Below are 21,199 nucleotides of genomic sequence, written 5' to 3'. Positions count from 1 at the left end.
CCGGCTCGGCAACCGGCTCGGCGGCCGCGCGGGTGGCCGGGACCCAGCGTGCCGCGACCGGCGCGTAGGCCCCGGCCTCGAAGCGGTCCCGCATCAGGGCCCGGCGCAGCTTGCCGCTCGTGGTCCGGGGGAACGCGCCCGGCGGCAGCGGCAGCACCCGGACGTCGCCGTGGCCCAGCGCCTCGCGGACCCTCGCCGTGACCGCCGCCAGCACCGGGCGGGCCTCGGCCGGGGCGGGCCGGGCCCACTGGACGAACACCGCCACCCGGTCCCGTCCGGTGTCCGGGTCGGCGGACCCGATCACCGCGACCGTGCCGCCGGGCAGTCCGGGCGTCGCCGCGGCGGTCTCCTCCAGGTCGGCGGCGTGGAACGTGCGGCCGTCCACGAAGACGACGTCCTTGTGGCGGCCGGTGACACACAGCCGGCCCTCGCGCAGGAAGCCCAGGTCCCCGGTGCGCAGCCAGCCGTCGGCGAACGCGGCGGCACCGGCCTCGGGTTCGCGGTGGTAGCCGCGCGCCACCTGGGGCCCGCGTACCTCGACGCGGCCGACGCGGCCGTCGCCCACGGACTCGCCCCCGGCGCCGGTGATCCGGACCGCGCAGTCCGGGACGGGCCGGCCCACATCCATGAACTCGACGGTGTCCGGGCCCGGCCGGGCGGGAACGGCCCGGCCGCGGCTGAGCGCCCGCCGGTCCAGCCGCAGGGGCTCCGCCCGCTCGCCGAGCGGCGGCACCGTCACGGCGAGCGTGGCCTCGGCCAGTCCGTACACGGGCAGCATGGCGCGGGGGTCGAGCCCCGAGGGGGCCGCCCTGCGGATGAACTCCCGCCACACGCGCGGCGCGATGGGCTCGGCGCCCACGAGCATCAGCCGTACGGCCCCGAGGTCCAGCCGCGCCCAAGTCTCCTCAGGCACCCGCCGGTTGACCAGGGCGAGCGCGAAGTTGGCCGCCGAGAGCAGGGTCGCGCGGTGCCGGGCCGCGGTCTCCAGCCACAGGGCGGGCCGTCTGGCGAAGGCCGGCGGCTCCAGGCGCACCTGCCGCAGCCCGGCGGCCATGGGGACGAGGTGCGTGCCGATCAGGCCCATGTCGTGGAAGTACGGCATCCAGGTCGCGATGACGTCGTCCGGTGTGATCGCCATGGCGGAGCGGATCTGGCGGAGGTTGGCGAGGACGGCCTCGTGGGTCAGTTCCACGCCCTTGGGCGCACCGGTGCTGCCGGAGGAGAACTGGAGGAACGCGAGGTCGCCCGGGTCGCGGCGGGGCAGGGCGGCGAGAGGGTCGCTCGTTCTCAACTCCCCCAGTTCCAGCGATCGTACGGGTCCCGGCAGGGCGTCGCGCAGGGCGGCGGTGGTCTCGTCCACGAGGAGCGGCGGCCTGCCGAGGAACTCCCACACCGGCCCGGCCCGCCGCGCGTCGGGGGCCAGCGGCACCGGCACCAGTCCGGCGGCGAGCGCGCCCCAGAACAACGGCTGGAAGGCGTCGGCGTGTTCGGCGAGCAGCGGCACGGGCGTGCCCGGCGCGAGTCCCGCCGCGCGCAGTCCGCCCGCCACGCGCAGGGCGTCGTCGCGCAGTCGCGCGAAGGTGACCGTGTGCTCGACGCCGTCGCCGCGGACGTGGACGACGGTCTGTCCGGGCGTCTCCCGCGCGGCGTCCAGCAGGATGTCGAGGAGCGTGGCGGCGGCAGGGCGCCCGGCGGTCGGCATGCGGTTCCTTCCTCGTCCCGCGGTGCGTCCCGCGGGAGTGCCCGGCCGGGTGGTGCCGCCCGGCCGGAGCGTTGTCGATCACTGATCTGTACGACGACGAGTCTCGTCGAACGGTTCACCGACCTGAACGGAAGGGGCCTGCGGGAGGGCCGCGTGCGGCGCGGGCGGTGTGGGCGCCGGGGGCGGGCGGCCCGGTGCGGTACGGCGGCGGTGCCGTGTCGCCGTACCGCGACGGGCCGTCCCGCGGGCTACCAGCGTCCCGCTTCGGTCCCGGTGACCGGCTCCGACGGGGTGCCGTCCACGCCGACCGGTACGTCGCCGGCGAGCATCACGCGGTGCAGGGTGCGCGGGAGGCCGAGGTGGGCGTTGTCGGCGGGGGCGAGATGGATCGTGGCCCGGTTGTCCCAGAAGGCCACGCTGCCGGGCTCCCAGCGGAAGCGGACCGTGTACTCGGGCCGCACCGCCTGCTCCAGCAGCAGGTCGAGGACGGCGGTGCTCTCGGCGCGCGAGAGGCCGGTGATCTGCTCCACGTAGTAGCCGTTGACCCAGAGCACCCGCTCCCCCGTCTCCGGGTGGACGCGCACCAGGGGGTGCAGCGAGGCGACCTGGTGGTCCAGCAGATGACGGACGTAGGCGTCGTCGCCCGGCCGGGGCTGGTAGCCGACCCCGAGGCGGTGCTCGGCACGCAGTCCGTCCACGAAGGCCCGCACCGGGGCCGAGAGCCCGGCGTACGCCGCCGCCAGGTTGGACCAGGTCGTGTCGCCCCCGTACGGCGGCACGGTCTCGGCCCGCAGGATCGTCGCCGCGGGCGGGTCGACCCGGGCGCCGTGGTCGCAGTGCCAGCCCCGCAGCAGGGTGTGGCGGCGCCGGCGCAGCCACTCCTCGTGCTCCATGCCGAATCTGCCGCCCAGCTCCAGCCGGTCGGCGGTGGTCTCGACCTCGGGGAACCCGGCCGGGGAGGCGCCGCCCCGCCTGGGCAGGACGACCGGTTCGCCGAACCGGCGGGCGAACGCCACGTGTCCCGCGTGGTCCAGCCGCTGGCCGCGGAAGAAGACCACCTTCCAGCGCAGCACGGCCGCGCGGATCGCGGCGACCGCGGTGTCGTCCAGGTCCCCGGCCAGGTCGGCGCCCGTGATCTCGGCGCCGATGTGCCCGGCGACCGGCCTCACCTCGATCCCCGCGGTCCGTTCCCTGCCCTCGGCGGTGGCCCCGTCCCTCGTCATCCGCGCACTCCGTCGGTCGTCGCGCCCGGCCGCGGTCCGGGCCGGTTCTTCGAAGATCGTGACAGCGTTCGCCCGCCGTCGCGACCGTGCCCGCCGTCACACCACCGCACCGCGACGACCCGAGCGCCCCCGTGCCTCCGTGCCCCCGCGCCTCCGGCCGGGCCGACGCTTCGAAAAGTGGTCACGCGGGCGGCAGTTGCTGCTCCGCCCAGATGGTCTTGCCGCCGGCGGTCTGCCGGCTGCCCCAGCGCTGGGTGAGCTGCGCGACGAGGAGCAGTCCGCGCCCGCCCTCGTCGTAGGCGTGGGCCCGGCGCAGGTGGGGGGAGGTCGAACTGCCGTCGGACACCTCGCAGATGAGGGTGCGGTCGCGGATCAGCCGGAGCTGGATGGGCGAACTGCCGTACCGGATGGCGTTGGTGACGAGTTCGCTGACGACGAGTTCGGTGACGAAGGCGGCCTCGTCCAGTCCCCACGCGCGCAGTTGCCCGGTCGCCGCCTGCCGGGTGGCGGCCACCTGCTCGGGGTCGGGCGGCACGTCCCAGGTGGCGATGCGGTCGTCGCCCAGGGCGCGGGTGCGGGCGAGCAGCAGGGCCACGTCGTCGCCGGGGTCCTCGGGCAGCACGGCCCTCAGGACGCTGTCGCACAGCGCGTCGAGGGTCTGCGCGGGCGCGCTCAGGGCATGGCACAGCTCCGCGGTGGAGTGGTCGATGTCGCGGTCGCGGCCGTCGACGAGCCCGTTCGTGTAGAGGGCGACGAGGGAGCCCTCGGGCAGCTTCACCTCCACCGCCTCGAAGGGCAGGCCGCCCACGCCGAGCGGCGGCCCGGCGCTCATCCCGACGAGGCGGGCGGTGCCGTCGGGCAGGACCAGGGCGGGCGGCGGATGGCCCGCGGCGGCCAGCGTGAGGCAGCGCGTGACCGGGTCGTAGACGGAGTAGAGGCAGGTGGCGCCGAGTTCGGCGGCCTCGCCGCTGTCGTCGCCCGCGAGATGGGTGACCAGGTCGTCGAGGTGGGTGAGGAGTTCGTCGGGCGGCAGGTCCACGTCGGCGAGGGTGCGCACGGCGGTGCACAGGCGGCCCATGGTGGCCGACGAGGGGATGCCGTGGCCGACCACGTCCCCGACGACGAGGGCGACCCGCCCGCCGGACAGCGGGATCACGTCGAACCAGTCGCCGCCGATCCCCGCCTGGGAGCCGGAGGGCCGGTAGCGGTGGGCGACCTCGACGGCGGCCTGGCCGGGCAGTTCCCGGGGCAGCAGATTGTGCTGGAGGGCCAGCGCGGTGCTGCGTTCGCGGGCGAAGCGGCGGGCGTTGTCCACGCAGACGGCGGCCCGGCTGGAGAGTTCCTGCGCGAAGACGACGTCGTCCGCGCCGTACTCGTCCGACTGGTGGATGCGGACGGTGACGGCGACACCGAGCGTGGTGCCGCGGGCCCGCAGCGGTACGGCCATCATCGAGTGCGCGCCGACGCGGTGGAGCCGTCCGGCCGGTCCGCGCGCGTTGCGTTCGGCGAGCCAGCGCACGAAGTCCGGCTCGCCGGCCCGGCCGAGGACGACCGTGCCGTCCCGGATGGCCCGCGCGGGCGGGGTGAACGGCGGGTAGGTGTCGGTCCCCCCGAGGTCCACGGCCGCCTCGGGGGTGCCCTCGGCGGCCGAGCCGTGGGCGACCCGGCGCAGGACGATGTCGGCGCCGGACAGCACGGGCGGCTCCTCCGCCCCGAGGACCCAGTCGAACAGGTCCACGCTGGCGAAGTCGGCGAACCGGGGCACGACGACCTCGACCAGTTCCTCCGCGGTGCGCACCAGGTCCAGGGTGGTGCCGATGCCGGCGGCGGCCTCGTTGAGCAGGGCCAGGCGCTGGCGGGCCCAGTACTGCTCGCTGCTGTCGAAGGCGGCGAGGGCGGTGCCGACCAGCCGTCCCGAGGCGTCGCGGACCGGCCACATGTCGGTGGTCAGCGCGTGGTCGCGGTTCAGGGCGGGCGCGGCGGTGTAGCTCTCGTAGCGCAGCGGGCTGCCGGTCTCGCCGACCTGGCGGAGATGCCAGAGCATGCCCTCGGCGTGCTCCTCGTCGCCCGCGGTCTCGGCGTAGGGGCGGCCGATCAGCTCCTCCTCCGGTACGCCCATGGCCTTGCAGGCGGCGTCGTTGAGCCGCAGATAGCGCTGGCCGGTGTCGAGGACGGACATCGGCAGGGACGCCTGCTGGAAGGCACGCCCGGCCAGGGCGGGGTCGGGGCCCGCGGGCGGCACGGCGGTGAGCGCGTAGCCGGCGGTGGTGCCGTCGGCGTCCAGGAGGGGGGTCGCGGTGACCTGGACGGCCAGGGCCGAGCCGTCCCGGTGGCGGAGCACGGCGGTGCCCGCGCGCGCGGCCACGGCCCGGGGCTGCGGCGGCTCGGCGAGGAGGTCCCGGGCCGGGCGGCCCACGGCCTCGTCGGCGGCAAGGCCGGTCAGCCGCCGGGCACCCTCGCTCCACCCGGTGACGACTCCCTGGGCGTCGACGATCGCCGCCGCGCAGACGTGCTCCATGCCGTCCAGGATGAGTCCTCGGCGGCGGCTCATCAACCGCGCGGGGGCGCGGCCCGGTCTCACCCGCGCAGGGCGGCCAGGGCGCGGTCGGCGTGGGCGCTCATCCGCAGTTCGCTGCGGACGACCTCCAGGACCGTGCGGTCCTGCCCGATGACGAAGGTGACGCGCCTGGTGGGGGCGAGCGAGAAGCCGCGGGCCACGCCGAACCGCTCGCGGACCGTGCCGCCGGGGTCGGACAGCAGCGTCATGCCCAGCGTGTGGCGGTCGGCGAACTCCCGCTGGCGTTCCACCGCGTCCCCGCTGACGCCCACCGGGCGGGCTCCGACGGCGGCGAACTCGGCCGCCAGGTCCCGGAAGTGGCAGGCTTCGGCGGTGCAGCCCGCGGTGAGGGCGGCCGGGTAGAAGAAGAGGACCACCGGCCCCTCGGCGAGCAGCTCGCCGAGACTGCGTACGGTGCCGGTCTCGTCCGGGAGCTCGAAGTCCCCGACCCGGTCGCCGATGTCCACCCGCGCGCTCACGGCCGGCCCTGCGCGTTCTTCGCGACGCCGCGGGCCCACAGCACGAGCGGGATCTGCAACGGCAGCCTGCCGAACGCGGCGGCCTTCTGCGGGACGGGGCGGTGCCGCCAGTCGGCGGCCATCTTCACGTTCGCGGGGAAGACACCGACGAAGAGGGCGGCCGCGGCCAGGGCGGCCTTCCTGCGGGGGCGCGGCACCGCCAGTCCGGCGGCCAGCGCGAGTTCGGCGGCGCCGCTGGCGTACGTCCAGGTCCGGGGCGCCCCCGGAAGGGAGCGCGGCACGATCGCGTCGAACGGGCGCGGGACGGCGAAGTGGGCGACGCCCGCTGTGGCCAGCAGGCCGGCGAGCAGCAGGGGTGAGCGTTCGGAGCGGGGCACGTGTCCTCCTTGGATGGCCTGCCGCCGGATGCTACCGGAGAGTAGGCGTCCGGGCGCCACCCGCCCCCGCCGCCCCATCGGGCCTGCCGGGCACGGCGGTTGCGGACGGGGCCCGTGACCCGCCGACCGGCGCGCGCCGCCCGCCGCACACGCCGGAGCCGCCCGCCGCACGCGGCCGGTTCAGCCCCCGGTCCCGGTCGGCTGCGCGGGACCCGGCTCGCCGTCCTCCTCGAAGGAGTGGGCGAGGAAGTCGTCGACCATGCGGTGGAACAGCGACGCCAGGTGTTCCAGTTCCTCGGGCGTCCAGCCGGTCAGCGCGGCCTGCATGCCCCGTACGCCCACGTCGCGGATCCGGGCGACGGCGCTGCGGCCGGCGTGGGTGAGCTCGATGCGCTGGGCGCGGCCGTCCCGTGGGTCGGGGACCCGTCTGACATGGCCGGACCTGTCGAGCTGCTGGACGGTGCGGGTGACGTGGGACGCCTCCACGCCGAGCCGCTGGGCCAGCTCCCCCGGGCGCAGCGGCTCGCATTCGGCGATGTGGCGCAGCAGCGCCACCGCGGCCCGGTCCAGCGGCACCCCGGCCAGGGCCATCAGCCGGTCGTGCTGCCGGGCCCGGGTGCTCAGATAGGTGACGCGGGTGAGCGCGCGCTCGATCTCGATCACTTCCGGGGAGGCCGGGGTGCCCGGACGGCCGGGGAGCGGTGGTGTGGGCATGACCGGCACTTTACCATCTCATTGCGTAAGTCAAGTAAGTTGCGGCGGTCCGGTCCTCCCGGCCCGCCCGCTCCGTCAGGACCCCGGTGTGACGGGCGCGAGCCACATCCCGACGACCGCGTCGGCGAGCCCCGTGGCGGCTTCGTCCCAGGTGGGCCGCGGGGTGGGGGTGTGCTCGGCCAGGGCGCGCTCGCGCTCGGCGGCCACGTGGACGATCAGGTGGCGGACCATCTCGCCGCGTTCGGCCCGCACCTGCGGCGGCAGGTCGGGCAGACAGCGCCGCAGCCCCTCGATGATCCGCTGGAGCGAGGGCGAGGTCAGGGCCTCCTCGACCATGATGAGGTGCAGCGCGGGATCGGCGACGACCTGCGCGCAGAACCGCGCGTACCAGGTGGGCGCGCCCAGCGCGGCGAGGTGCTCCAGCACGGGCCGGACCAGGCAGTCGACCCAGCCGCGCACGTCGCCGGGGTCGGCGAGAGCGGCGACGAGACGGGCGCGGATCTCCTCGATACGGGTGGCGTGCTTGCGGACGATGGCGCGGACCAGGTCGGCCTTGGTGCCGAAGTGATAGCCGACGGCGGTGTTGTTGCCCTGCCCGGCGGCCTCGCTGACCTGCCGGTTGGACACCGCGTACACACCGTGCTCGGCGAACAGCCGCTCGGCGGCCGTCAGCAGGAGTTCCCTCGTCGCGCCGGCCTGTTCCCCGCGCAGCGTCCTGCCTGCCATCTCCACCACCGTGCCGGGACTCGGTACCGCCCGTCGGCGGCCGGTCCCTCGGACCGCCGCGGCTTCGCCTCCCTACAATCTAGGCCACCTGACCGGCGCGGCGGTCCGGGCCGGCGGACCCGGGAGGCGCCCCGGGAGCGTCCGCCCCGGGGATGACCGGCCGCACCCCGCCTACTGCGTCCCGAGTACGGCGGACTGTCGGCGCACGCACGACGACAGCGGCGGCCCGGTCCGCGAGGCTGTCCGGTGCAGGCCCGGCCCGGCGGCACCCTCCCGCCGCGCCCCGCCCCGCACCCCGCGTCCCGCACAGACCGCTCCGCGACCGGAAGACCCTCATGACCATCCGTGTCCTGCTCGCCGACGACCAGGCCCTGCTGCGGGCCACCTTCCGGATACTGATCGACTCCTGTGCCGACATGGAGGTGGTCGCCGAGGCCGCCGACGGCGCCGAGGCGCTCCTCCTGACCCGGGAGCACCGGCCCGACCTGGTGCTGATGGACATCCGCATGCCCGGCACCGACGGGCTGGCCGCCACCTCCGCGATCTGCGCCGACCCCGCCCTGACCGCCGTACGGGTGCTGATCCTCACCACCTTCGAGATCGACGAGTACGTCGCGCGGGCGCTGCGGTCCGGCGCGAGCGGCTTCCTCGGCAAGGACGTCACCGCCGACGTGCTGCTCGCGGGCATCCGGACCGTGGCCGCGGGCGAGTCCCTGCTCTCGCCGACCGCGACCCGCACCCTGATCACCCGTTTCCTCGCCTCGCCCGCCGAGAACGAGCGCTCGCCCGCGGCGGAGCGCCTCCTCGTCCTCACCGCCCGCGAGCGCGAGGTCATGGCCTGGGTGGCCGAGGGCCACGCCAACGAGGAGATCGCCGACAAGCTGTTCCTCAGCCCGCTGACCGTGCGCACCCATGTGCATCGCGCCATGACCAAGCTGGGCGCCCGCGACCGCGCCCAACTCGTCGTGATGGCCTACCAGTCCGGGCTGGTGCGGGCCGTACCGCCGAACGGGGCGCGCTGAGGGCCCGGCCGCCGATCAGGCGAAATCGGCGGCGGGCGCGCGTGGCGGGGGCCGGGGCCGTCGAGAACTGACCCGTGAGCCTGCCCCTGATCGCGCCCATGCTCGCCACGCCCGGCACCCTGCCGCCCCCCGCGCAGGACGCGCGCTGGGCGTACGAGACCAAGCAGGACGGCCAGCGCGCGGTGGTCTACGCCGAAGGCGACGGCACTGTGCTGCTCCGGGCCCGGTCCGGCGAGGACATCACGGCCGCCTATCCCGAACTGCGCCCGCTGGGCGGCGCGCTGGGCGGCACGCCCGCCGTGCTGGACGGCGAGATCATGGCGCTGGACGCCGAGGGCCGCGCCGACTTCCAGCTGCTCCAGTCGCGCATGGGCCTCGCGCACGCGCCCGCGCGCGCCGCCAGGACGGCCGCGCGCACCCCCGTCCATCTGGTGCTGTTCGACGTGCTGCACCTGGACGGGCGGCCGCTGCTGAGGCTCCCCTACTCCCGGCGGCGCGGCCGGCTGGAGGAGCTGGGGCTGGCCGGCCCGTACTGGTCGACGCCCGCCGCGCTGGTCGGCCACGGCGCCGCGGCGCTGGCGGCCACCCGCGAGCACGGTCTTGAGGGGCTGGTGTGCAAGCGGCTGGACTCCCCGTACGAGCCGGGGGTGCGCTCCCGCGCATGGATCAAGATCCGCAACATGCGGACCGAGGACGTGGTCGTCGGCGGCTGGCTGCCCGGCCGGGGACGGCTCACCGGGCTGCCGGGCGCGCTGCTGGTCGGGCAGTACACGGCCGGCGGGCGGCTGCGCCACGTCGGCGGCGTCGGCACCGGCTGGAGCGAGGCCGAACGGTCCCGGCTGGCCGAACTGCTGAGCGCGGCGGCGACGGACGACTGCCCGTTCGAGCCGGCGCCCCGGGTGGCGGGGGCGCGCTGGGTGCTGCCCCGGCTGGTCGGCGAGGTGCGCTACAGCGTGCGCACCCGGTCCGGGATGCTGCGCCAGCCGTCCTGGCTGCGCCTGCGGCCCGACCTGACACCGGCGGACTCGGCGGCCCGGCTCCCCGACACCACCTGAACGCACCGGCGGCGCGCGGAGTTGCGCCACGCTTCATCCCCGGTACGTCCGGGGCTCTTGGCGCGTCGGTGAAAACCCGGGATCCTGAACTGCCTTTCCCCCCACAGCCGTTGGGCTGCGCCCGGACCCCGAGGAGACGCAGTGTCGTCACAGAAGTCCCGCACGCGCCGCAGGAGATGCCTCACCGGCCTGGCCGGTGCCGCCGTGTTCGTCCTCGCCTTCCCCGGCGTGGCGTTCGCCGCCCCGCCGCCCGCGCTGCCCGGCAACGCCGACGCCGCCGAGCGGATGTACCAGCCCGCCTACGACTACGACACCGACGGCTGCTACCCCACCCCGGCGATCTCCGCGGACGGCACCGTCAACCCCGGCCTGAACCCGACCGGGGCGCTGAACGGCAACTGCCGGGACGCCTCCGACCTCGACAACACCAACGGCTACTCGCGCTACAAGTGCAACAACGGCTGGTGCGCCTACATGTACGACCTGTACTTCGAGAAGGACCAGGCGCTCCCGGGCATCAGTCTCGGCGGCCACCGCAACGACTGGGAGCACGTCGTGGTGTGGGTGCAGAACGAGACGGTGCAGTACGTCTCGACGTCCAACCACGGCTCGTACACCGTGCATCCCGCGTCCACGGTGCGCTTCGAGGGGACCCACCCGAAGATCGTCTACCACAAGGACGGCATCAGGACGCACACCTTCCGCCTCGCCAACTCCAACGACGAACCGCCGGAGAACCACAAGGGCACCTGGCAGTACCCGCCGCTGGTCGGCTGGAACGGCTACCCGGCGGGCGTACGCGACAAGCTCGTCTCCTACGACTTCGGCAGCGCCACCTTCGGTCTGAAGGACTCCACCTTCGCAGGCAACCTGACCGCGGCGAAGCCCCCGGGCATCGCGTTCGACCCGAGCGCCTGACGAGGACGCGGGACGCCTGATCAGCGCGCGGCAGGTCCGGCGTCTCCCGCGGCCAGGTCATCCCCCAGGGCCGTCCGCCGATACAGCACGCGGTGGCCGTGCCGCCGGGACTCCAGCAGTCCGGCGTCCCGCAGGACGGCCAGGTGGGCGGAGACCGTCGACGCGGCCAGGGCGTGAGCGCGCGCCAGGTCCGTCGTCGAGGAAGGGTCCGTGAGGCCGACGAGCAGGGCCGCGCGCCGCCGGCCCAGCAGCCGGGCGAGCGCCCGCGGCGGACGCGCGGGCGCGGCGGTGTGCAGAAGACCCATGCCCAGGGCCGGGTAGATGACCGCCGGTTGCCAGGGCCGGGCGAACCCGCTCACCACGTCCGGCCACACGAAGACGCTCGGCATCAGCAGCACACCCCTGCCGTCGGGGCGCTGGATGTCCGGGACGTCGGTGTACCGGCGGAGGGTGAGGGTGTGTCCGGCCCAGTCGACAGCGGGATGCAGACCGGTGAGCAGTGCGTCGAGACCGCCGTCGGCGGCTCGGCGGGAGCGGTGCGCGATGTCCTCCTCCAGAACGGCGCGATGACGCGGCCAGTCCGCGGCGAGCAGGGCGTACCAGGCCCGTTCGGTGAGGTCCGCCATGCGCCGGACCGTCGCCGCGGGGTCGTCGAGCGCTGCGCGTCCCAGGGGCGACTCGGCGAGGCCGGGGGTTCGGGCCAGCGAACGGGACATCTCCGCGTGGGCGAGGGCGGGGTCGGTCGCGCGCATCCGCGCCAGTTCGGCGGCGAAGGACGGGGACGGCTCCTGCGGGGGCGGGCCGAGGAAGTCCGGGGTGTAGCAGCCCGCGGGGGGCACGAACAGCCACAGGGGGGCCAGGTCCAGACCCCTGACGGTAGGGCGCACCCGGCGCAACCAGTCGCGGTGGTAGCCGTGCCGGGTGGGCCGGCGCAGCATCCGCAGGGCCTCGTGGATCTGGCACAACGGTGAGATCGCGAACCGGCAGCGCGTGAGGTCGTCGGTACCGAGGTGCAGCGCGAGCGGCACGGCGCCCCCGTCCTGTGCGGCCGCGTTGGATTCGTCCTGGTCCGAAAGAGTAGAGGTGTCCCGCCGCGGATGCGCATGCTGGCCCGAAATCCCCTGGCAGGAAGGGCAGTTGGATGGGTGGCGGAGATCTCGGGCCGCGGCGGCGTGCCACCGTGGTCGCGGCGCTGATGCTGGCGGCGTTCACCTTCAACAGCACCGAGAACCTGCCCGTGGGGCTGCTCGCGCTGATGGCGGACGATCTGCAGGTCTCCCTGACCGCGGTCGGCGCGCTGGTCAGCGGCTACGGAGTGACGGTGGCCGTGGTGTCGCTGCCGCTGGCCCGGCTCACCCGTTCGGTGCCCCGCCGCCATCTGCTCGCGGGACTCCTCGGGCTGTTGGCGGCGGCGAGCTGGGTGTCGGCTCTGGGCGGGGTCTCCTACGGGATGCTGCTGGCTGCGCGGACGGCGACGGCTCTGGCGCAGGCGTCGTTCTGGACGGTGATGGGGCCGGTGGCGGTCGGGATGTTCCCGCCCGAGCACCGGGGGCGGGTCATCGGCCTGCTGTCGGTGGGGGGTTCCCTGGCGACGGTGGCCGGGGTCCCGGCCGGGACGTGGCTGGGTGCGCAGTGCGGCTGGCGGACGCCGTTCGCTCTGCTCGGCCTGCTGGCGCTCGTCTCGCTCGTCTCCATCGGTGCCCTGCTGCCGCCGACGCGCCCGCAGGACGGCCACTCGGCGTTCGGGTCCGCACCCGACCGGTACCGGTTCGGCGTGGTCCTCACCGTCTCGGGCCTGTCGGTGACGGCCGCCTTCACCGGGTTCACGTACGTGGTGGCGTTCCTCGACGAGGTCAGCGGACTGGGCCAGGACGCGGTGAGTGCCGTGCTGTTCACGTTCGGCGGGGCGGCGCTGGCCGGGGTGGGGGTGGTGGGTCCACTGCTCGACCGCTTCCCGCGGGGCACGCTGGCGGTGCCGGTCGCTGCCCAGGCGGCGGCCCTGCTGGGCCTGTGGGCGGCGGGCCGGCTGCCCGTGGCGGCCCTCGCGCTGATCGCACTGCTGGGAGCCTCGGTCGCGCCGATCTTCATGGCCTCGCAGAGCCAGGCGCTGCGGCTGGCGCCGGGCCGCACCGAGACCGCTCTGGCGGCCAACTCGGCGGTCCACAACGCCGGTGTCGCGGCCGGTGCCCTGCTCGGGGGCGTACTGCTGCCGATGACGGGTGTGCGGGGACTCTTCCTGGCCGGGGGGCTGGTCACGGCGGGCGCGCTGGCGGTGCTGACCTGCGTGACCCGTACCGCGGACGGGGTACCGGCGTCGCCGAGGACCCCCGCATGACCCGCCCCGGGATGCCGTGCGCGGTCCTGGGGGTGGGGTGCGAGGGGCTATCGTGGCCGTATGCCCGTCCCTGAACTGATCCGGATCGTCTCTCGCGACTCACCGATGGCGCTCGCCCAAGTCGAGCGCGTGCGGGCTGAGTTGGCGGAGCTTCACCCGGGTGCGCGCACCGAGGTCGTGCCGGTGCGCACGACCGGCGACAAGTGGCTGGGCGACCTGTCGCAGGTCGAGGGCAAGGGGGCGTTCACCAAGGAGGTCGACGCGGCCCTGCTGGCGGGCGAGGCCGATCTCGCCGTGCACTGCGTGAAGGACGTCCCGGCCGACCGGCCGCTGCCCGCGGGCACGGTGTTCGCCGCGTTCCTGAAGCGGGACGACATCCGGGACGCCCTGATCCACCCGGGCGGGCTGACGCTGGACGAGCTGCCGCCCGGCACCCGGGTCGGCACCTCCTCGGTGCGCCGGGCGGCCCAGCTGGCGGCCTCGCATCCGCATGTGCGGTGCGTGCCGTTCCGCGGCAACGCCAACCGCCGGCTGGCGAAGCTGGCGGCGGGTGAGGCGGACGCGCTGCTGCTGGCGGTTGCGGGCCTGGAGCGCATCGGGCGCACCGACGTGATCAGCGAGGTCCTCTCCCCCGAGGTGATGATGCCGCCGATCGGAGCCGGGGTCCTCGCGCTGCAGTGCCGGGAGGGCGACAGCGCGCTCATCGACGCCGTCAGCGGCCTGGGCGACCCGGACACCTACCGTGAGGCCACCGCCGAGCGCATGTTCCTGCATGTGCTCCAGGGCCACTGCAACAGCCCCATCGCCGGGTTCGCGCGCGTGGACCGCGGGGGCGAACTGTCGCTGCGGGCCTGCGTGTTCACCCCGGACGGCAAGACGCGCCTGAACGCCCACGAATGGGCCGGCCGGCTGGACCCGGCCACGCTGGGGACCTCGGTCGCGGTGGCCCTGCTGCGGCAGGGCGCGCGCGAGATCATCGACGGCATCGCGCACTGAGGCGTGAGCCGCGGGGGCACCCGCCGCTCAGGCGGTGCCCTCCTCGGCCTGTTCCCGCAGGAAGTCGCTGACCTGGAGCGCGAGGCCGTCGCGCAGGGTGGCGGCGGCCGGCTCCTGGAGGCCGAGGCCGCCGGTCCACAGCCGGCGGCCGGTCCACTCCTCCTCGACCCGCAACTGGACCTGCACATCGACCTGGGCGAGCCCGCTCCCGGGACCGGCCGCGTACAGCACGGCGGTGGCGCGGCGCAGCGGGTAGACGTCGAAGCCCTCGATGAACTGCGAGCTGCGCCAGTCGACGAACGCCGCCTCGCCGTCGCGGCCGACGCGCACGTCGATCTGGCCGTCCTCCAGATGGACGCCGAGGTGGCGCTCACCGCGGTTCTCGACGGTGACCCGGATCCTGAAGTAGTCGAGCCCCTCGGCGGCGTCGTCGCGTCCGCGCGGCGGCTCGGCCGCCTCCAGCCCGTGGACGCGGACACGCAGACCGGCATGCTCGTCGTACTCGTGCCAGTCCCCGACCACGTTCGGCTCGTACACAGTCCACCTCTCCACCCTGGGCCTGCTTCCTATCCGCGTGCTCAGCGCACTGTCAAATGAGCGGAATGCGCGGTGGCCAGCCCATTCGCCCCCTTGATCACCGATCAAGCCGTGGGCAGCGGGAATCGGCTCCCCGGCCGTGCTGCGGCACTCCCGTACGTGCCGTACATCACGTGCCGCACATCCCGTTCCCCCCGTCACGCTCCGCGTCGCGCCACCCGCGTCCCGTGGGCGGGCCGGCCCGGCGGCGCCGAGGGGGCGAGCCGCCGGGCGGCGCGGGACGCACGGTCACGGCATCACCACACGCAGCGCCGTTCACGAAATGCGTTTCCGGTACTCCAGGGCGGGGAACACTTGTGTTTGTGCTTCGGACAGGAGGCACGTCCATGGGAGCCGACAGGCCCCTGGTGTCCTCCTCGTGGTCCGAGCGGCCCTCCCATGGTGTCTGTCCAGCCGGCACCTGCTGAGGGAGGTGCGCTCGGATGAGTGCCACCACCAGGACGAAGCAGCACCCCCACGACGACGCCCCCGACACCGCCGACGCGTTCGCCCGGCTGTCGGGACTGTCCGACGGACCCGAGCGCAGGGCCCTCAAGGACGAGCTGGTCCGGGCCTGGCTGCCGATGGCCGAGCGGATCGCGGTCCGGTTCAAGGGCCGCGGCGAGAACCTGGAGGACCTGTACCAGGTGGCCGCCCTCGGACTGGTCAAGGCCGTCGACCACTACGATCCCGCACGCGGCCACGCCTTCGAGGCGTACGCCGTGCCCACCGTCACGGGCGAGATCAAGCGGCACTTCCGGGACCACATGTGGACCCTGCACGTGCCGCGCCGCGTCCAGGACCTGCGCAACCGGGTCCGCGCCTCCGCCAAGGAGCTGTCGCAGCTCAGCTCCGGGCACGGGCCCACCGTCGCCGAGATCGCCGAGCACGCGCATCTGAGCGAGGACGAGGTCCGCACCGGCATGGAGGCCCTGGAGTGCTTCTCCGCGCTGTCGCTGGACGCGGAGATGCCCGGCACCGACGGCTACGCCCTCGGCGACGCCGTCGGCGGCCCGGACCCGGCGTTCGACGTCGTCGTCGACCGCGTCGCCGTCACCCCGTGCCTGCGGCGGCTGCCCGAGCGCGAGCGGACCATCCTCTATCTGCGCTTCTTCGGCGGGATGACCCAGAGCCGGATAGCGCAGCAGCTCGGCATCTCGCAGATGCACGTCTCCCGGCTGCTGAGCGGCTGCTTCGCCCAGTTGCGCGAGGAGCTGCTGGCCGAGGCCCTCTGACGGCGGCGCACCGGGCCTGCCGGCTCACCCGGCTCACCCGGCTCACTGCGGGGAGGCCCCCGGGATCTGCGTCGGGCCGTGGCGCTCCAGCGCCTCTTCGAGTTCGACGCGGATCTCGGGCGGCATCCTCCCGTCGCGTCCCCACCGCAGGATCAGCTCCGCGACGCTGCGGAGCTTGATGTTGGTGTGCTGGGAGACGTCCTTCAGCACGGCCCACCCCTCGTCGGGGCCGACCCGGCCGAGCGCGACGATCATTCCGATGGCCTGGTCCACCACGGCGTGCGAGACCACCGCCTCCTTGAGCTGGTCGACTTCTTCTTCCAGCTGGAGGATGCGGTCGCTGTCGTCGGAGGGCTCGTGAGATGTCGGTGCCACCCGTCCATCCTCGCCTCGTCCCCCGCCGTGTGCCAGACGGTCGCACGTGCCGGGTCACCGTTTCGGCGTCACGGCGGGGGTACTCGACAGGCCCGGGAGGAGATCCGGCCCGACACTGTGAACAGGCCGGTGGCCGCCGGTGCAGCGAGACCAGGACGCGACTGACATGAACGATGCGAGATCCCCCGGGAGCACGGCCGAGGTCGTGTCCACACACTCCGTGTTCGGCGCGCCCTGCTGGGTGAGCCTGACGAGCCGTGATCTGGAGGCCACCCAGGCGTTCTACTCGGCCGTGCTGGGCTGGCGTTGGCGGCCCGCCCGGCTCGGCGACCGGTTCCGGGTCGCGCTGGCGCAGAACGTACCGGTGGCGGGGATCGCCGCGGTCGCCTCGATGTGGCAGATGGCCGTGGCGTGGACGCCGTACTTCGCCGTGCCGAGCGCCGACGACGCCGTGGCCCGGGTGCAGGAGCGCGGCGGCACCGCGGCCGTGGGACCCCTGTCCCTGCCGCCGGGCCGGGCGGCACTGCTCGCAGACCGCGACGGGGCCACGTTCGGCGTCTGGGAGGGGGAGCTCATCTCCCAGTGGGAGAACTGGCGGCGGGCCGCCCCCACCTTCATCCGGCTGCACACCCGGGACGCGTTCGACGCCGCCATGTTCTACGGGGAGGTGCTGGACTGGGCGACGGAGCGCGCCGGCTGCTGCGAGGTGCGCTACGAGGGCGGTGAGGTCGTGCTGCGCAGCGGCGACGACGTCGTGGCCCGTATCGAGTCGGGCGCGCTGGGGGCGGCGCCCGATCCCACCATCCGGCCGCACTGGCAGGTGCACTTCGCGGTCGCGGACGTGGCGGAGTGCGCGCGCACCGCCGAACTGCACGGCGGGAGCGTGCTGTCGGAGGCCGGCGACGAGGCGGTGCTGCGCGACGCGGACGGCGCGCAGTTCACGGTGACCTCGCGACGGCGGCGCTAGTGCCGTGACCGGTAAGGTTCGCCGGCCGCAGCCCCGGGCCCTGCCGCATCCGGGGGCGGCAGGGCCCGGGGCAGGGTCCGGGTGCTACGGCCGGGAGGGCCGGGAGAGCAGGACGAGGCTGCGGCGCTCCACGAGGAGCACGGTGTCGGCCTTGTGCTCGGACTCGTCGGGCGGGCCCTGGAGTTCGGACGTGTCGATCAGCGTCGTCCAGCGTTCGCCGTACGCGGGCTCGGGGAGCCGGAACTCGACCGGCTCCCAGTAGGCGTTGAACAGCAGCAGGAACGAGTCGTCCACGACGGGCGCCCCGCAGCGGTCGGGTTCGGCGATCGCGTCGCCGTTGAGGAACGCGGCGAGGGAGTGCGCGTCGGGGCGCTGCCAGTCCTGGTCGCTCATCTCGCGCCCGTCCGGCAGCAGCCACACCAGGTCGGGCAGCGGCTGCTCGGGGCGGGTGGCGGTCTCGCCCTGGAAGAAGCGGCGGCGGCGCAGCACGGGGTGAGCGGCGCGCAGCCCGATGAGGCGACGGGTGAAGTCGGCGAGCGCGCGCTGCTCGTCCGTGAGACGCCAGTCGATCCAGGACAGTTCGTTGTCCTGGCAGTAGGCGTTGTTGTTGCCGCGCTGCGTGCGGCCGAGTTCGTCGCCGTGGCAGAGCATGGGGATGCCCTGCGACAGCAGCAGCGTGGCGAGGAGGTTGCGCTGCTGGCGCGCCCGCAGCCGGAGCACGGCCGGGTCCCTGGTCTCGCCCTCGGCGCCGCAGTTCCAGGAGCGGTTGTGGCTCTCGCCGTCGCGGTCGCCCTCGCCGTTGGCCTCGTTGTGCTTGTCGTTGTACGAGACGAGGTCGCGCAGGGTGAACCCGTCGTGCGCGGTGACGAAGTTGACGCTGGCGCGCGGGCGGCGCCGGCTGTGCGCGTACAGGTCGGAGGAGCCGGTGAGCCGGGAGGCGAACTCGCCCAGTGAGCCGGGCTCGCCGCGCCAGAAGTCCCGTACGGCGTCACGGTACTTGCCGTTCCACTCCGACCACAGCTGGGGGAAGTTGCCGACCTGGTAGCCGCCCTCGCCCAGGTCCCAGGGCTCGGCGATCAGCTTGACGCGGCTGATCACCGGGTCCTGCTGGATCAGGTCGAAGAACGCCGAGAGCCGGTCGACCTCGTGGAACTGCCGGGCCAGGGTGGCCGCGAGGTCGAAGCGGAAGCCGTCGACGTGCATCTCGGTGACCCAGTAGCGCAGCGAGTCCATGATGAGCTGGAGCACGTAGGGGTGGCGCATCAGCAGGCTGTTGCCGGTGCCCGTGGTGTCGTAGTAGTGCCCCCAGTCCCCGTCCACCAGGCGGTAGTAGGAGGCGTTGTCGATGCCGCGGAAGGACAGGGTCGGGCCGCGCTCGTTGCCCTCGGCGGTGTGGTTGTAGACGACGTCGAGGATCACTTCGAGGCCGGCCGCGTGCAGGGCCTTGACCATCGCCTTGAACTCGTCGACCTGTTCGCCGCGGGTGCCGCGGGCGGCGTAGGCGTTGTGGGGCGCGAAGAAGCCGATCGTGTTGTAGCCCCAGTAGTTGGACAGGCCGCGGTCCAGGAGGACGCCGTCCTGGACGTACTGGTGCACCGGCATCAGCTCGACCGCGGTCACGCCCAGCGCCGTCAGGTGCTCGATGACCGCGGGGTGCGCGAGCCCGGCGTAGGTGCCGCGCAGCTCCGGCGGGACGGCGGGGTGGGTGCGGGTGAGCCCCCGCACGTGCGCCTCGTAGACGACCGTGTCGGCGTAGGGCCGCAGCGGCGGGCGGTCGTCGCCCCAGTCGAAGTGCGGGTCGGTGACCACGCCGAGCATGGTGTGCCCGGCGCTGTCCCCGGGAGAGGGGCGGCCGGGCGTGCGCTCGAACAGGGAGGCGTGGTTGTCGACCTGCCCGTCCACCGCCCGGCTGTACGGGTCGAGGAGCAGCTTCGCCGGATTGCACCGCTGGCCCAGGCCCGGGTCCCAGGGCCCGTGCACCCGGTAGCCGTAGCGCTGTCCGGGGCCCACGCCGGGCAGGTAGCCGTGCCACACGAAGCCGTCGACCTCGGTGAGCGCGACGGCGGTGTGCCGGTCCTCGTCGTCGACGAGGACGAGTTCGACGTGTTCGGCGACCTCGCTGAAGACGGCGAAGTTCGTTCCCCGGCCGTCGTGGGCGGCTCCCAGCGGGTAGGGGTGCCCGCTCCAGGCGGACACCCCCTCACTCGTGTCGTCGCGGCGCCGGCGCGCGGTCACCGGGCGCCCTCCAGGACGCCCTCGCGGGCGGGTGCCGTCTCGGCGGGGGCGGTGACGGGCACCGCGCGGGGGACCCGGCGCGCCTCGCGCAGGCTGGGCGCGGGCGCGGCCGGCACGAGCGGGGCCCGTTCGGCGGCCCGAGCACGCTGGGAGAACCAGATGACCTTGCTGCCGTTCCCGGTGGCGCAGCAGCCCCAGCCGTCGCTCATCGCGGCCAGGTGCCGCAGGCAGTCGCGCAGCTCGCGGTCCGGGCGCAGTGCACGGTCGTTGTCACCGACGGCGGTGATCAGGTGCTGACCGTTCCACCACATCTCGATCGAGGTGTTCTTGTCCGTCGCGTGCGTGTCGATGGCCCGCAGCAGCATCTCCGCGCCGCGGCGGACGGGCTCGACGAGCGTCTCCAGGTCCCAGTACCTGAGGTGGGCGGCCAGAATTCGGCTGACCTGAACCACCCGTTCGGGGCTGACTTCCACATCGAGGTGGTAGTAGCAGGGCACTGCGGTCTTCACCGTCGTTACCTCCTCACCGCGAAGGCTCCCGCTCTCCTCGTCCCCGCGGGACGGGCCCCGAACGCGGAGCGTGAGCACTGATCGCCTCTGAGTCACTTCAGGGTGAGGTGTGTACGCCATTCGTGCAACACGAGGGCGCGCCCCGAGTGGTTGAAGATCCAACAGGACGCTGCGTCATCGACCATGCACCATGTGTGAAGACCTCGATGCCCGTAACGGAACCCGTGTGTGCGCGCACGGAGCCGCCCGACGGTCGGGAAACGCCCATCGAGCCCGGAAGGGGAATCGGGGCCATGCTGCTACCGGCCAAAGCCGAAGTCGCCCGGCTGCTGCGGCGCTACCGGGCCTGGGAGCGCGCCATGCTGGCGGCTCCGGCCGACCTGACGGTGCGTGCCGGGTTCGAGGACACCGGCTACACCCTGTGCGTCCTGATGGGCAGGCGCTGCGCCCGGGAGGCCGCCGACGCGGCCGAGCGGTATCTGCGCAGCACCGCGGCGGCCTATCTCGGTGACCAGGACGAACGCCCGCGTACTCCGGGTGTCTCCGCCAGGCGGAGCCCATCGCGAGCACGGCGGCGTTTCCCCGCGGGAAGGTAGCCGCCTTCCGGCACAGTACGGATTCCCCGGCCGGGCCGCGTGCCCGGCCTCAAGCACGGTGGAGGTGAACCATGGGCAGGACCAGGAGCAGGACCGGTGCCGGCACCGGGGCCGTAGGCCGTATCCCGGTGCGGGACGTACGGCCGGCCGTGGAGGGCGGCAGGCATCCGGCGAAGGCGGTCGTCGGGGAGACCTTCGAGGTCACCGCGACCGTCTTCCGCGAGGGCCATGACGCCGTGGCCGCCAATGTCGTGCTGACCGGCCCCGACGGCCGTCCGGGGCCGTGGACCCCGATGCACGAGCTCGCCCCCGGCACCGACCGCTGGGGCGCCAAGGTCTCGCCCGGCGCGATGGGCCGGTGGACCTTCCATGTGGAGGCGTGGAGCGACCCGGTGGCCACGTGGCGGCGCACGGCCCGGATCAAGGTCCCGGCCGGGATCGACGTGGGGCTCGTGCTGGAGGAGGGCGGCGATCTGTACGAGCGGGCCGCCGCGGGGGTGCCGGACAAGTCGGAGCGGGCGACCGTGCTGGCCGCCGCGCAGGCGCTGCGGGACGACTCGCTGCCGCCCGTGTCACGGCTGGCGGCGGCGTTCGCGGCCAAT

At 74.4% G+C, this 21,199-nt stretch carries 21 protein-coding genes; 9 read left to right on the top strand and 12 right to left on the bottom strand.

The window, feature by feature from the left end; genetic code table 11:
- From SZN_RS25550 to SZN_RS25520, 7 genes are all read right to left on the bottom strand, one after another.
- Nucleotides 1–1,702: AMP-binding protein (locus SZN_RS25550; RefSeq protein WP_007500329.1), on the bottom strand; the 1,702-nt coding region annotated here is incomplete at its 3' end.
- Between the two features lie 248 nt (nt 1,703–1,950).
- Nucleotides 1,951–2,925 carry a TauD/TfdA dioxygenase family protein gene (locus tag SZN_RS25545; RefSeq protein WP_007500326.1) on the bottom strand — a complete coding sequence of 325 codons (975 nt, stop codon included), beginning with the start codon at nt 2,923–2,925 and terminating at the stop codon, nt 1,951–1,953.
- Nucleotides 2,926–3,106: 181 nt separating this feature from the next.
- On the bottom strand, nt 3,107–5,443 hold the full coding sequence (locus SZN_RS25540) for a SpoIIE family protein phosphatase (RefSeq protein WP_007500324.1): 2,337 nt from the start codon (nt 5,441–5,443) through the stop codon (nt 3,107–3,109).
- Between the two features lie 59 nt (nt 5,444–5,502).
- Nucleotides 5,503–5,961 (bottom strand): peroxiredoxin, encoded by a 459-nt coding sequence (locus SZN_RS25535; RefSeq protein ID WP_007500322.1) that lies wholly within the window; start codon nt 5,959–5,961, stop codon nt 5,503–5,505.
- Nucleotides 5,958–6,338: a DoxX family protein gene (locus tag SZN_RS25530; RefSeq protein WP_007500320.1), complete on the bottom strand. Its 381-nt coding sequence runs from the start codon at nt 6,336–6,338 to the stop codon at nt 5,958–5,960. The genes SZN_RS25535 and SZN_RS25530 overlap by 4 nt, the downstream gene beginning before the upstream one ends.
- A gap of 180 nt (nt 6,339–6,518) precedes the next feature.
- On the bottom strand, nt 6,519–7,052 hold the full coding sequence (locus tag SZN_RS25525; protein ID WP_043733030.1) for a MarR family winged helix-turn-helix transcriptional regulator: 534 nt from the start codon (nt 7,050–7,052) through the stop codon (nt 6,519–6,521).
- Nucleotides 7,053–7,127: 75 nt separating this feature from the next.
- Nucleotides 7,128–7,778, bottom strand: a complete 651-nt coding sequence (locus SZN_RS25520) for a TetR/AcrR family transcriptional regulator (RefSeq protein ID WP_007500316.1) — start codon at nt 7,776–7,778, stop codon at nt 7,128–7,130.
- A gap of 335 nt (nt 7,779–8,113) precedes the next feature.
- On the opposite strand from SZN_RS25520, the gene SZN_RS25515 reads away from it, so the two are divergent.
- The 3 genes from SZN_RS25515 (at nt 8,114) to SZN_RS25505 (ending at nt 10,773) form a co-directional block, all read left to right on the top strand.
- Nucleotides 8,114–8,800: a response regulator transcription factor gene (locus tag SZN_RS25515; RefSeq protein ID WP_007500314.1), complete on the top strand. Its 687-nt coding sequence runs from the start codon at nt 8,114–8,116 to the stop codon at nt 8,798–8,800.
- A gap of 74 nt (nt 8,801–8,874) precedes the next feature.
- Nucleotides 8,875–9,855, top strand: a complete 981-nt coding sequence (gene ligD, locus SZN_RS25510) for a non-homologous end-joining DNA ligase (protein ID WP_007500313.1) — start codon at nt 8,875–8,877, stop codon at nt 9,853–9,855.
- Nucleotides 9,856–9,996: 141 nt separating this feature from the next.
- Nucleotides 9,997–10,773, top strand: a complete 777-nt coding sequence (locus SZN_RS25505) for an NPP1 family protein (protein ID WP_007500311.1) — start codon at nt 9,997–9,999, stop codon at nt 10,771–10,773.
- Nucleotides 10,774–10,793: 20 nt separating this feature from the next.
- Here the strand turns inward: SZN_RS25505 and SZN_RS25500 are convergent, their stop codons facing one another.
- On the bottom strand, nt 10,794–11,801 hold the full coding sequence (locus SZN_RS25500) for an ArsR/SmtB family transcription factor (protein ID WP_007500309.1): 1,008 nt from the start codon (nt 11,799–11,801) through the stop codon (nt 10,794–10,796).
- Between the two features lie 113 nt (nt 11,802–11,914).
- Between SZN_RS25500 and SZN_RS25495 the strand changes: the two genes are divergently transcribed.
- Nucleotides 11,915–13,108, top strand: a complete 1,194-nt coding sequence (locus SZN_RS25495) for an MFS transporter (protein WP_007500308.1) — start codon at nt 11,915–11,917, stop codon at nt 13,106–13,108.
- Between the two features lie 60 nt (nt 13,109–13,168).
- Nucleotides 13,169–14,104, top strand: coding sequence for a hydroxymethylbilane synthase (gene hemC / locus SZN_RS25490; protein ID WP_007500306.1), 936 nt, complete (start codon nt 13,169–13,171; stop codon nt 14,102–14,104).
- Between the two features lie 27 nt (nt 14,105–14,131).
- Here hemC and SZN_RS25485 read toward each other — a convergent pair whose 3' ends face one another.
- Nucleotides 14,132–14,641 carry a hypothetical protein gene (locus SZN_RS25485; RefSeq protein WP_007500304.1) on the bottom strand — a complete coding sequence of 170 codons (510 nt, stop codon included), beginning with the start codon at nt 14,639–14,641 and terminating at the stop codon, nt 14,132–14,134.
- A gap of 482 nt (nt 14,642–15,123) precedes the next feature.
- Between SZN_RS25485 and SZN_RS25480 the strand changes: the two genes are divergently transcribed.
- On the top strand, nt 15,124–15,915 hold the full coding sequence (locus SZN_RS25480; RefSeq protein ID WP_007500302.1) for a SigB/SigF/SigG family RNA polymerase sigma factor: 792 nt from the start codon (nt 15,124–15,126) through the stop codon (nt 15,913–15,915).
- Between the two features lie 42 nt (nt 15,916–15,957).
- On the opposite strand, the gene SZN_RS25475 is transcribed toward SZN_RS25480, so the two are convergent.
- Entirely contained in the window at nt 15,958–16,290 is a 333-nt protein-coding gene (locus SZN_RS25475; RefSeq protein ID WP_007500300.1) for an ANTAR domain-containing protein, read from the bottom strand.
- Nucleotides 16,291–16,456: 166 nt separating this feature from the next.
- On the opposite strand from SZN_RS25475, the gene SZN_RS25470 reads away from it, so the two are divergent.
- The gene (locus tag SZN_RS25470; RefSeq protein ID WP_043733018.1) at nt 16,457–17,257 is read left to right on the top strand and encodes a VOC family protein; all 801 of its coding nucleotides are present in this window, start codon (nt 16,457–16,459) and stop codon (nt 17,255–17,257) included.
- Nucleotides 17,258–17,341: 84 nt separating this feature from the next.
- On the opposite strand, the gene glgX is transcribed toward SZN_RS25470, so the two are convergent.
- Both glgX and SZN_RS25460 read right to left on the bottom strand, forming a co-directional pair.
- Nucleotides 17,342–19,492 (bottom strand): glycogen debranching protein GlgX, encoded by a 2,151-nt coding sequence (glgX, locus tag SZN_RS25465; protein WP_007500296.1) that lies wholly within the window; start codon nt 19,490–19,492, stop codon nt 17,342–17,344.
- The gene (locus SZN_RS25460; protein ID WP_007500293.1) at nt 19,489–20,001 is read right to left on the bottom strand and encodes a hypothetical protein; all 513 of its coding nucleotides are present in this window, start codon (nt 19,999–20,001) and stop codon (nt 19,489–19,491) included. Before SZN_RS25460 ends, glgX begins: the two co-directional genes overlap by 4 nt.
- A 293-nt stretch (nt 20,002–20,294) precedes the next feature.
- Here SZN_RS25460 and SZN_RS25455 point away from each other — a divergent pair, with 293 nt between their 5' ends.
- Complete coding sequence (locus SZN_RS25455) at nt 20,295–20,597, top strand: DUF5133 domain-containing protein (RefSeq protein WP_007500291.1); 303 nt, start codon at nt 20,295–20,297, stop codon at nt 20,595–20,597.
- 71 nt (nt 20,598–20,668) lie between these two features.
- Nucleotides 20,669–21,199 (top strand): maltotransferase domain-containing protein (locus SZN_RS25450; RefSeq protein ID WP_007500288.1); only part of this gene is annotated, 531 nt, incomplete at its 3' end.

This window comes from Streptomyces zinciresistens K42 (assembly GCF_000225525.1).
Classification (GTDB): Bacteria; Actinomycetota; Actinomycetes; order Streptomycetales; family Streptomycetaceae; genus Streptomyces; species Streptomyces zinciresistens.
The sequence above is the reverse complement of the archived record's forward strand: the minus strand, read 5'-3'. Positions and strand labels throughout refer to the sequence as shown.